Source organism: Adhaeribacter rhizoryzae (assembly GCF_008629685.1).
GTDB classification, from domain to species: domain Bacteria; phylum Bacteroidota; class Bacteroidia; order Cytophagales; family Hymenobacteraceae; genus Adhaeribacter; species Adhaeribacter rhizoryzae.
This window is the reverse complement of sequence record NZ_VWSF01000009.1, coordinates 1-12,261: the sequence shown is the minus strand read 5'-3', so window position 1 is coordinate 12,261 and position 12,261 is coordinate 1. Positions and strand designations below refer to the sequence as shown.

Annotated in this window: 9 protein-coding genes; 3 read left to right on the top strand and 6 right to left on the bottom strand. The window is 45.3% G+C overall.

Annotated elements, in window-relative coordinates:
- Positions 1 to 232 precede the first annotated feature (232 nt).
- From F0145_RS12875 to F0145_RS12865, 3 genes are all read left to right on the top strand, one after another.
- Entirely contained in the window at positions 233 to 3,760 is a 3,528-nt protein-coding gene (locus tag F0145_RS12875) for an Ig-like domain-containing protein (RefSeq protein ID WP_150088828.1), read from the top strand.
- A gap of 6 nt (positions 3,761 to 3,766) precedes the next feature.
- Positions 3,767 to 4,777, top strand: coding sequence for a PorP/SprF family type IX secretion system membrane protein (locus tag F0145_RS12870; RefSeq protein ID WP_150088827.1), 1,011 nt, complete (start codon positions 3,767 to 3,769; stop codon positions 4,775 to 4,777).
- A gap of 380 nt (positions 4,778 to 5,157) precedes the next feature.
- The gene (locus F0145_RS12865) at positions 5,158 to 6,105 is read left to right on the top strand and encodes a 1-phosphofructokinase family hexose kinase (RefSeq protein ID WP_150088826.1); all 948 of its coding nucleotides are present in this window, start codon (positions 5,158 to 5,160) and stop codon (positions 6,103 to 6,105) included.
- Positions 6,106 to 6,268: 163 nt separating this feature from the next.
- On the opposite strand, the gene arsB is transcribed toward F0145_RS12865, so the two are convergent.
- The 6 genes from arsB to F0145_RS12835 all read right to left on the bottom strand — a co-directional run bounded on the left by arsB (position 6,269) and on the right by F0145_RS12835 (position 11,612).
- Positions 6,269 to 7,366, bottom strand: a complete 1,098-nt coding sequence (gene arsB / locus F0145_RS12860; RefSeq protein ID WP_150088825.1) for an ACR3 family arsenite efflux transporter — start codon at positions 7,364 to 7,366, stop codon at positions 6,269 to 6,271.
- A 4-nt stretch (positions 7,367 to 7,370) separates the two neighbouring features.
- Positions 7,371 to 8,153, bottom strand: coding sequence for a metallophosphoesterase family protein (locus F0145_RS12855; protein ID WP_150088824.1), 783 nt, complete (start codon positions 8,151 to 8,153; stop codon positions 7,371 to 7,373).
- Between the two features lie 20 nt (positions 8,154 to 8,173).
- Positions 8,174 to 8,503 (bottom strand): ArsR/SmtB family transcription factor, encoded by a 330-nt coding sequence (locus F0145_RS12850; RefSeq protein WP_150088823.1) that lies wholly within the window; start codon positions 8,501 to 8,503, stop codon positions 8,174 to 8,176.
- 252 nt (positions 8,504 to 8,755) lie between these two features.
- Positions 8,756 to 10,264: a S41 family peptidase gene (locus tag F0145_RS12845; protein WP_190277540.1), complete on the bottom strand. Its 1,509-nt coding sequence runs from the start codon at positions 10,262 to 10,264 to the stop codon at positions 8,756 to 8,758.
- A 109-nt stretch (positions 10,265 to 10,373) separates the two neighbouring features.
- Positions 10,374 to 10,790 (bottom strand): helix-turn-helix domain-containing protein, encoded by a 417-nt coding sequence (locus F0145_RS12840; protein WP_150088821.1) that lies wholly within the window; start codon positions 10,788 to 10,790, stop codon positions 10,374 to 10,376.
- A gap of 108 nt (positions 10,791 to 10,898) precedes the next feature.
- Positions 10,899 to 11,612, bottom strand: coding sequence for a hypothetical protein (locus F0145_RS12835; RefSeq protein ID WP_150088820.1), 714 nt, complete (start codon positions 11,610 to 11,612; stop codon positions 10,899 to 10,901).
- Positions 11,613 to 12,261 lie beyond the last annotated feature (649 nt).

The window sequence follows — 12,261 nt, the reverse complement described above, 5'->3', positions numbered from 1 at the left end:
TCCGGGTACCTTACCAGCGTACAAAAAATACTTGGTTCCAAAATAATAATTGCTGGTTTGGGCCTACAATATTTTGCAGTTTTTTGCGATAAGTAAATGATAGCAGCTATGGTAAAGGAGTAGTTTTATTACTTAAACAACTCTAAGAAGGTAATATTTTCGCAAACTTTGCCTGCGTGGTTATTCTGTTTAATTTAAATTAATATATTATTTGATTATCAAATTCTACTCCGTGCTCAGTCTTCGAAATTTTTTACTCATAACGCTGGTGCTCCTGTGCAGTTCGTCTCTGTTAAAGGCCCAATGTTTAGATCCCGTTCCGGTTCTGCAATTCAGCCCCAACAATGCTTGTTCCGGTACAGCCATTACTTTTGAGGTTATAAATTTAAGTCCGGCGAACGATGAAACGTATAGCTGGAATTTTGGGGACGGAACTACTACCCCCGATTCAAAATTAACCGCTAATGGCAGTAAGGTTACTTACGCTTATAACCATACTGGAACTGGTTCGGCAAATTTTACAGTATCGGTCCGGCGGGTAAAGGGGCTTTGCGTTTATGATTCGGCACCCCAAACCGTAACGGTTAAACCCCAGGTAGCCTTTACGCCCCCAACGGTTAAAAACAATATAAATAACAGCGCTAATGTTTGTGTGGCCGATACTGTCCAGAATATTTCGGTAACCGCAACTTTAACCAACCCCAATACCAGCACCACCGGTATAAGCGGTTACCAGGTAGATTGGGGTAACGGCGAGGTAAATAATTATACATTAGCGCAGTTTACCGGCAGCACTACCATTAGTAATGCCACGCCTTATAACAAGGAAGGAAATTACCCGATTACCATTACCGCCCTAAGTACCGACCCGAATGTTTGTCCGGCAGTAGTAAATATTCCGTTTAGCGTAGGTAAAGACCCCAAAGCAGTTTTTAGTGTAGAGAAGAAAGAACGGATAGAACCGCAGTTTCCTTCGCCTTTATGCGGCGTACCGGTACGGGTAGAAATAAAAAATGAATCGACGGGTGGCGGTTTAACTTATAAATGGGAAGTAACCAATACCCAACCCGGCGGCCCGGTTAATTTTTCGTTTATCGAAGGCACTTCGGATACTACCAAAAACCCGGTGTTTCAATTCAACGAAAAGGGCCGGTATATGATTAAACTTACCGTTAGTAACGCCTGCGTTGATCCCAGCGATCCGGTTGGCCCCATTGATCCTTACGACCCGGAAAACCCGGATGATGATTTTGATGAGGACGGTAAATATGTGCAGGAAGAATCGGTGTTGATTGTTTATCCGGAAGTACAGATACAAGGCCGCGATTTATGTGCCGACCCCGGTGTGCCACAGGTTATTATGGGAAACGAATTGGCCCAGTTTGATCCGAATTTAGGCACCATAGACCCCAGCACCATTCAGTGGGTAGTTACGGGCGGCGCTACGGTCGATAACCCCAATATTCAAAATCCGAAAATTACCTTTCCGGGACCGGGTACTTATACTGTAGCGGCTAATTTTGCTAACGAATGTGAGCGTTCGCAGGATGCACCGGGGGCGAATCAGCGGCCACCGGCTACCATTACCATTACAGCCCGTCCATCTAAGCCAGCCGATGGCAGTGTTACCCTTTGCGGCGGCGAAAACTACGTTATCACCCCCACGCCTAACGGTTCGGTCAGATTTAATTTTTACACTACTGCTACGGGCGGTAGCCCCGTTGCCAGCGACACTACTGCTTACCCAATTAATGCAGTTACCAATTCGGTTACTTACTACATTGCGGCAGTTTTAAATGGTTGCGAAAGCAGCGAACGCGGGGTATTTACCTTAAATGTACTGCCCCCGATCCAGAATAATACCATTCAGGCACCGCAATCTATTTGTGTTGGGGCTACTCCTGCACCGCTTACCGGCACGCAGCCGAGTGGTGCTAATGGTAATTTTAGCTATACCTGGTTAAGAAGTACAACTAGTGCTACCACCGGTTTTACCGTAGCTCCTGGCGTAAATAATGGTTCTGGTTATACACCAACTGCCCTTACCCAAACTACCTGGTTCCGCCGGATGGTTCGTGCTACTTCCTGCAAACCCGATACCAGTGCTGCAGTAGAAATTACCGTAGTGCCTGTTATTGCTACAAATACCATTACTCAAAATCAGACTGTTTGTGCTGGCAGCGCGCCTGCTACTTTAATTGGTTCGCGGCCAACTGGCGGCAACGGCGTAGATTATGCTATTATTTGGGAAAGCAGCACCACCGGCGCTAATGCAACCGACTTTGCACCGGTAACCGGGGCAAACGGTACGCCGGTAATCAACAACGAAGAAAATTTAGAACCGGGGCCTATTAACCAAACCACCTGGTACCGGCGACAGGTAACTTCGGCCGGGTGCACCGGCAATTCTAATGTTATTGTCATAACGGTAGCGCCGGCCCTGGCTCAGAATACCATTGGCTCGTCCCAGACTATTTGTGGTAATGCTGCGCCAACTGCTTTAACCGGTTCTACGCCAACTGGGGGAACCGGCACCTATACGTACCTCTGGGAAAGTAGCACCACCAGCGCTACCGATGGCTTTGGTCCGGCGGCGGGCACAAATACCGGCATTACTTATAACCCCGGCAACTTAACCCAAACCACTTATTTCCGGCGCACCGTTACTTCGGGCTCCTGCGAACCGCTGGTAAGTGAAGCCATAACCATTACCATAGTGCCGGCCATCGAAAATAATACCATTACGGCGGCTAAAACCGTGGTATGTGAAGGAGCCGTGCCGGTGTTAACCGGATCTTTAGCTACGGGTGGCAGCGGTAACCTGGTTTACCTTTGGGAGAGCAGCGTAACCAGTGCCAGTGCTGGTTTTAACCCGGCTATTGGTACCAACAACGGCAAAGATTATACCCCTAGTTCTATTGTACAGAATACCTGGTACCGCCGCACGGTAAGTGTTGCCGGCTCCACCTGCCCGCCAGTAATATCTAATGTAGTAGCTGTAACAGTAGATAAATTACCGGCCGCGCCTACCGTAGAAGCTTCTGATGTTACAATATGTGCGGGTACTTCGGCTACTTTGCGTGTAACCAGCACCAATGGGGGTACTTACCAGTGGTTTACTGCTGAAACCGGCGGCAATCCGGTTTCTTTTGAGCCGGTATTTGTTACGCCGGTGCTTACTAGCAATATTACCTATTATGTGCAGGCAACCAATAACAACCAATGTGTAAGCGCTACCCGCACCCCGGTTAAAGTTACGGTTACTTCTATTAGCGCCGATGCCGGCCGCGATACCACCATTATAGAAGGGCAGCCTTTCGGGTTGCGGGCTACCGGAGGTACCACGTATGTCTGGTCACCGGCTACCGGCCTGAACGACCCGAATGTGGCCACACCCATTGCTACGCCTACTAAAACCACTACCTATACCGTAACCGTTACTACCGAAGACGGCTGTACCGCTACCGATGAAATAACCATAACCGTTATACCGCGGGTAGTGGTGGTAAATACTTTTAGCCCGAACGGCGATAATATTAACGATACCTGGGAGATTAAGAATATTGAGAATTTTCCGAACGCTACGGTAGAAGTATTTAACCGCTGGGGCAACCCGGTGTTTAAATCAGATGTGGGGTACCGGCAACCTTGGGACGGCACGCATAAAGGTAGTATTTTGCCGCTCGCTACTTATTATTACATCATCCGGCTAGATAATATTTCCAAACCAATATCTGGCTCGATCACCATCATTCGATAAGCTTTTATGAAGAAATATTTAAGTTTAGTAGCTTTTTTACTGGTTGCTTTTGGTTCGGCGCTGGCCCAGCAGCGGCCACAGTACAGCCAGTACATGATGAATAATTATTTACTCAACCCCGCTTTAACCGGTATTGAAGATTACGCCGATGTGCGCTTTGGTCACCGGCAGCAGTGGGTGGGCTTGGAAGGTGCTCCGGTTACTTACTACGTGAGTGCCCACATGCCGGTAGGCAAGCAAGCTACCCGGGTCCGGAACCGGGGCCGGGGTATTGGCAGCACCCGTACCGTAAACCGGAACCGGTTCTCGACCCCATATGCACACCACGGCTTTGGTATTACCGCCTTAACCGATAAAACCGGACCTTTGCGCCAATCTAATTTTACCGGTTCTTATGCCTATCATTTGCCGCTGAGTACCAAGGTAAGTATTTCCACGGGTGTAACGGCAGGCGTATTAACCCGGAGTTTTAACCCCCAGGAAGCTACTTTTACCAATCCTTTCGACCCCAGCATTAACAGCGATTATATAAACAACACTTATTTTGATTTGGGCTTAGGTACCTGGCTTTATTCCGAAACTTTTTTTGTGGGCTTATCGGGCGCACAATTAATTAAAAACCGGCGCGATTTAAATTCTGCCGAAGGCGACGGCAATGGCGGGGCTCGTTTGCAGCGGCACTTCTTTGTTACCGGCGGCTACAAAATCAGGGTTACACCTAATTTCGACGTTATTCCTTCGGTTATGGTTAAGCTGGCTAGTCCTAGCCCGGTTTCGGTAGATGTAAACTTAAAAGCGGTGTACGCCGATCGGGTTTGGGCTGGTGCCTCTTACCGGAAAGATGATGCTGTTTCGGCGATGGGCGGCATTAATATTAGCCATATTATGGATGTTGGGTATGCCTACGATTTTAATACCTCTAACCTAAATATTGCTAATACCGGCTCGCACGAAATAATAATTGGGCTTAAGTTATTTAACACCAGTAAAGCCATTTGTCCGCGCTGGATGCAATAAACTGTATTTACACGTAAATTAATTTAAGTAAAATAACCTGCACTGGTTTATTTTACCTGCCAAAACCCCTGAAAGCAAAAGAAACAGATAATTTTACTTAACCCATACTGCTGCTTATTAAGTATCAGCCAAAATAATATTTATAGGCATTTCCCCAACAATGGTGGCCGCTCCTGCGTTGTAGGGTGGTAGTATTGCTAATTTATTGATTATAAAACTGTTATAATTGTTGCTGCTCTGTTAAACCAACTAAAAACTACATTTTATTTCTTTAACCGGAACGGTTTCGGCAAAATCTGTCTGCTATTTGGATAATTTTGTGTTAGTTAGAATTGAATATTTACTTTAAATTGCCGGCGTTCTGCTAAATTTCTTTTTAGATGAAAATTGTTACGCTTACCATAAACCCAGCCGTAGATAAAAGTACGTACGTAGACGAATTATCGCCCGACAATAAATTGCGCTGTGATGCCCCTATTTTTGAACCAGGTGGCGGCGGCATTAATGTGTCGCGGGCAATTAAACGGATGGGCGGCGATTCTTTAGCCTATTACTTGGCCGGTGGTTCCACGGGCAATGTGCTTTGCCAACTCTTAGATAAAGAAGGCCTCACCCATATTCCAATTCCTTCTATTAAATGGACCCGCGAAAATTTTGCTGTTACCGAAAGAACCACTGACCGGCAATACCGTTTTGGCATGCCCGGCTCCGAAATTCCGGAAGAAGAATGGAAATACTCCCTCATTAAATTAGAAAAGACCTCGCCTAAACCCGAATATATTGTGGCCAGTGGCAGTTTGCCCCGGGGCGTACCCAACGATTATTATGCCCGGGTAGCCACCATTGCCAAAAATATGGGTGCGAAATTAATATTAGATACTTCCGGCGAAGCCCTGAAAAAAGCGGCCGGTATTGGGGTATACCTGCTTAAACCCAATATTTCGGAGTTGGCTAAACTGGCGGGTAAAGAAAGCTTGGAAGAACACGAACGGGAAGGCTTTGCCCAGCAACTGGTACGCGATGGCATGTGCGAAGTAATGGTGGTATCGATGGGAGCCCAAGGCGCGATGCTGGTAACCAAAGACCAGATTGAGTATGTAGCCCCGCCCGAAATTAAACCCAAAAGTACCGTTGGTGCCGGCGATAGCATGGTAGCAGGCATGGTTTTTACCTTAGCGCAAGGCTGGCCGTTGTGCGAAGTAATAAAATACGGCGTAGCAGCTGGCACCGCCACCACCATGACACCCGGCTCGGAACTTTGTAATAAAGCAGATATAGAAGAGATTTACGCTTGGTTGAAACAACAGCAAATTGTAACTACCCGGTAATTAATAATATTTATAAATCGGAAATGCTTTTTGCCCAGCCCGGTTTTTTCTTCAGCTTAAACAAAATAGCCTGTTAATATTAACAGGCTATTTTGTTTAAGTTCAGTACGCTTGCGTTCTAATGGCAAGTTTATACAAGGCTTTTATTGGCCTAAATATACTTTTAAGCTTGCTCCAGATGCGCAGTAGTTTCTAGGGTTGGTTTCTGTTTATAATATTTTTTCCGGAACCAGTAAGCAAAGTTTACCAGCAAAATTAAAGCGGGTACTTCAATTAAGGGCCCTACTACGCCGGCAAAAGCTTGTCCGGAATTTAAACCAAAAACCCCAATAGCCACTGCAATGGCCAGTTCAAAATTATTGCCGGTAGCCGTAAAAGCTACCGAAGCATTCTGTGCGTAATTAGCCCCCAAGGCTTTGCCCATATAAATGCTTACTACAAACATCACGGCAAAATAAATGACCAACGGAATCGCTATCCTAATCACATCTAGCGGTATGCGTACAATTAAATTGCCTTTGAGGCTGAACATGACCACAATGGTAAATAGCAAAGCAACCAAGGTGATGGGGCTAATGGCCGGAATAAATTTTTGTTCGTACCAATCATTTCCTTTTATCCGGCGCAAAATAAACCGCGACAAAAAGCCTAGCAAAAACGGAATACCTAAATAAATTAAAACGTTTTCGGCAATCTGGCCCATACTTATATCTACCACTTTGCCTTCCAGGCCAAACCAGGTAGGCAGCACCGTAATAAATAAATAGGCAAATACGCTGTAAAAAATTACCTGGAAAATACTGTTAAAAGCAACCAAACCGGCCGCATATTCCCGGTCGCCTTCGGCCAGTTCGTTCCAAACCAAAACCATAGCAATACAGCGGGCCAGGCCAATTAAAATAATGCCCACCATGTACTCGGGGTAATCGTGCAGGAAAATTATGGCCAGAAGAAACATTAAAACCGGGCCAATCAGCCAGTTCAGCACCAACGATAAGGTAATAACTTTCACGTTTTCGAAAACCCGGCCTAATTGTTCGTACTTTACTTTGGCCAAAGGCGGGTACATCATTAAGATTAACCCAATGGCAATAGGCAGGTTTACGGTGCCTACCTGAAAGGAATTAATAAAAGCTTCGCTCTGCGGAAAAACATAGCCCACCAACACGCCCGCGCCCATGCCGGCAAATATCCAGACGGTTAAAAACCGGTCCAGGAGCGATAATCTTTTTCTTTTTTGAATATTACCCTGACTCATCATTTTTTTAGTAAGCTTTCCGCAGCATATCCGCAAATTCATTAGGAAGCGGGCTTTCTTCTATAGCCTGGGCTGCTCTTTCATTATCGTAAGCTACCCGTACAAACTCAACCCGCAGGCTGTTGGGTTGGGTTAATTTGGTGGTGGGGGTTATTTCCAGCACCGCGTAACAGGCGCGGGTATCACCGTCTTTAGGTTTGCCTACGGAACCAATATTGATGGCGTGCCGGTAGCGGGTCTGACCTTCGTGCTCGTAAGGCAGCGCCCGGTGGAAAGGTTTGTGGGTATGGCCAAAAAATAAAATATCGGCGTTTGCTTCCTCTAATAATCTTAAAAAGCTTTTCTCGGGCCGATCTTCAAATAAATATTCGTTTATTTTGCGGGGACTGCCGTGTACCAGCAGCGCTTCAATTTTATTTTCTTCTTTGGAGTCGTCGAGGAAGGTAAGCCGGATATGGCGGGGCAGCATCCGTAAATATTGCCGGTTTTCTTCCGAAATAAGGTTGTTGGTAAACCCGATTGATACGGCTCCCAAAGATTTATCCTGATCGGTTTTGTAAGCGCAACCGCAATTATTGCTCATCAGGCCAATACCTTCGTCGTAATTGCCCGCTATGGTGGGTATTTTTCTCTTCCGGATTTCGGCTACCACTTCGTTGGGCCAGGGAGCATAACCTACCAGGTCGCCCAAACAATAAATAACATCTAAATTTCGGGCTTCCATGTCGGCCAGTACGGCTTCCAGCGCCGGTAAATTGGCGTGAATGTCACTGAATAAAGCTATTCGCATAATATTTATTTCTCTTTAATTTAACAGCAGTCGCAGGATTTCAGAGCCAGCGTAAATAACGCGTCGAACTGGGTCTTTCCCTGTTTCATCATTTCGGGATTAAGGCAATAGCAAACTTTTAAGCCATCTATTTCGCCTTTTATCAGACCAATAGCCTTTAATTCCTGTAAATGCTGCGACACGGTGGTGCGGCTTAAAGGCAAATCCTGGGCAATGTCGCCGGAAATACAGGTTTTTTGCTGAGCCAGCAACTTAATAATAGCAATCCGGGCCGGGTGCGAAAGCGCTTTGGCTAAGGTGGCCAGTTGCTGTTCTTCGGCGGTAAAAGCAGTTGCTTTGGAATAAGTCATCTATTAAAACTAGTTATCTTTGATGTATGTCGTAAACATACGTCATAAAATTTAAATTGGAAAATTTGTTATGATATTAGATTCTAAAGGGAATAGAAATAATATAGTCGCAGCTGAAAATATTAACCTGAGAAAAATATAATCAAAGAGAAGTTGCCGATGGTGGGTAAAGCATTTAACTCAGGAATATTAGCTTATTAAAAATATGCTTAAAAATAAGGCTCCGGGTATACATAACCCGGAGCCTTATTTTTACTTTTTAGCAGCAGAAGAAGTCTTTTTCTTCCGGATTAAATCCAGGGTAAACGCCAGTTCCGCGTCGCGTTTTTGCAGCACATCGTCGATGCTAGGAGCAACCGGGTAATCGGGTAGCACACCCCGGTCCGGGTAAGGGTAGCCCGAAACTGCCATGTGATAACCCCACTGCGGAACGGCCAGTTCTATGCCGGTATGCGGCAGTACCGCTACTACAAAAAAGCCGCTGGTGTTGCCGTAATAACCACCGCCGGTTTCCCGGCCCACAAAAGTTGCCCGCTTATGGTGGTGCGCAATGGCGGCAAACTCCGATGTTACCGAAAAACTGTAACCATCGGTTAAAATATATACATCGCCTTTAAAAGGATGCTTTTGGGGTTTTTGTTCTTTTAAGGTCTTTTTAAAAGAAAAGGTATAGCTCCCATCTTTGGTTTTTGTAATCAGGAAACGCCGGTAAAACGGAAACATTTTGGGTACCCAGGCAATGTGTTCGGCAAAGCTGTATTTCTTCTTTTGCGCTACTTTTAATTGGTTGTAATACCGGAAAGGCTTTTGGGTGAGGTAAGCGTAGAGCAGGGCTCCCCAACGGTCCACGCCGCCCTCGTTGCCGCGTACATCTATAATCAGGTGCTGAATATTTTTGGCATTTATTTGCCAGAAAGTATCTTTTAAATATTCCTTTACGTCCATTTCGTTTTTATAAATATTAAAATGGTCGATGGTTAATAAAGCGGTGCTGTTGTCTTTATACTCCAGCCGAATAGGTAACTGCTTGGGCTTCTGGTTTTCTTTTTCCTTTTCGAGTTGCTGAATAGTAGCCAAGGTAATAGCGGGCACTTGCACAATTTTTGTTTCGGCGGAACTGCGGTCGCGGTAAGAAATAGTATAGTTGGCAGATGCCCCTATGTAGGTGCCGTAATAAAACGGAAAAAACTTATCTAAAGACTGGTATTTTACGGCCTGGCTGTTACCATCGGCAAAATATACGGTGGGTAGCAACTTCTGAATTATTGCGGCTATGGGTTGCCCGTTTATGGCCGTTATTTCGGCTCCCAAAGGTATATTTTCTGAGCCAGCAAGGTTACGTACCAAGTGCGCTTGCTGGTTGGTAAAATATAATTCCAGCGGAAACAATTGATTTAGGTTGTAATAATATTGCCAGTGCGGGCGCACGTGCGGCATATATTTTATATGACCGTCTTTTAGAGCGGCAATGATGGGCGTGGCGGCTACATAAAATTGGTGTTGCGTCATGGGCTGGTTCAGCGTTTGGCCAATGCTGTCGAATAGCACATCGAAGCGTGCTTTGGGCGTATAGCGGTAAAAGCCCGGATGCGATTCATCCAATATGGTACGCATCAGTTTCAGGTCGGCTTGCAACTCTGCCGGTGTAAATTGCCTGGCCGGATCAATGGGTGTTTTGGCGGGCTGGCTTATGCTTTTAAAAGAGCCCAGCAAGAACAGCGAGGTGAAAAAACAGTGTTTCAAGAGGTTGATTTTTTTCATGGTTTTAGACTGATTGAACACTGCAAAACTAAATTCTGAAAAGGGGCTTGTCGTCTTACCCGCTAAGTTCAGACCTCTTTTATAGCTTAATAAAGCCAATCCGCTAAGTTCAGACGTTTTGTATGGTATAGTTCCGGACGTATTCCGAAGGGGTTTGGCCCGTTTGTTTTTTGAAAACGGCATTAAAAGTAGCCTTGGAATTAAAACCGGCTTCTTCGGCTACCGCCAGGTTGGTCAGGTGCCGGTACTTTGGATCAACCAGCATTAGTTGGGCCTCGGCTACCCGGTACTGGTTAATAAAATCGTAAAAATTTTTACCCAGCCGGTCGTTAATTACCTGCGAGAGGTGGTGTTTCGGCAGGCCAATACTATCGGCTAATTCCTGAATGGTAATATTGCTTTCGCGGTAAGGCTTCTCGGTTTCCATAAAGGCCAGCAGTTGGTCTAAATAAGCCTGGCTTTCTGTTTCTTTTAAAATTAATTTTTGATATTTTTTGTTTTGGTTAAAATCCAGTGGGCCGGTCACCGGGGATAATTCTGGTACCGAAATAGCTTCCGGTTCGGGTTGTATTTGGGCTAATTCTAACTCTAAGTCCTGGTTTATTTGTGATGCGGTTTCGGTAAAAATGCGAGGCTAGGCCAGGGTTTTGTAGCCAATCCAGTAAATCAGGATAATAACAAACCAATAGTGAATGTGGTAATGGTAAATTTCGGTTAATACCGGTATGGTCCACTTTTTGGCGTAGAAAGCCACCGTAGCTAAGAACAAAATAATCAACAGCGCATAAATAAATTGCTTCAGCCACTGCAGCCGGATTTTCCCGAGCTCCGAAAAAGTATCTAATATTTTGCGTTCGTATCTTTTTAATATTCCTGCCGAAAGCATTAAGTAAAAAAGAATCAGGAACAACGTAACCTGACCTAGCCAACCAAAATCATCTTGCCGGGCTAATTCAAAATCGTTGAGGTAAGCTATTTTTTCGGTACGAGATTTTAAGTAATAAGGTAGCAGGTAAATAAAGGTGAGGCCAAACGGAATAAAATGTACCAGGTCGATCCGCTTAAACTGGGGCTGCTCGTGGGTAAGTTTTTGGGTGAATAAGTAAATGAGCGGGCCGAAAAGGAAAGGCAATAACCAGCTAACTTTACTCAGGTGCGGAAAAGTCAGAAAAAACTCGCGGGTATCGAAGGCAACTAAAATAGATTGAAACGAAATTAAAATTATTAAGCTTGCCAGCAGGCGGTTAGCCAATTGGTTGGCCTGTCGGGTTGCCAGCAAAAAAGCCAGGAACAAGCCTTGCAGCGCACCACCCACCAAAATAAACTGCAAAACCTGTACTACCGACATACAATCCGGGATCGAAATAAATTAACCAAATTTATAGATTTTGCCGCGAATGGTAAATATTTCAGCCTGTAATTACCTGCGTTATGTTCCGGAGGTAAAATAAGGGTTGGATAATATTCCGATAGGAATATTATCCGTTTGCCAGATAAATATTTACGCTAAAGGATAAATAATTTAGGTATTATGCCAATGCTCCATAACGATACTCCATAAATAGCCTGGTCTTTCTGTCTATCTTTTGAAAGATTCCATCTTTCAATGCTCTAGTGCTAACTAATTTTATCTGCCTAAGTTTGCTCCCGGCCGCGGGGCCCCGTTTGGTCACTCGGGCTGCTCATCTTTCCTTTGCTCGTACCTCGCAATGCTGCGCACCGGAAACCTGAAAGGCCCTCATCGCCCAAACTGCTGTAGTCTGCTTTGTAGCTACGGCCTTTAGGTTCTATAATAATTAATCATAACCTAACAACAAGCCAGCTCAACGAAGCTAATCCGCAACGTTCCGGATAGGCCGAACTCCTTCCCTAATTTAGGGCTACGATTAGGACACAAATTTTTGGGCCAGGGTCCACCCGTGCAAGATATGCTGGAAGTAATTCCAACCGCGCAAAAGGGTAATCACCCCCGCCTGCTTTTCGTGGGGTTTCCACCC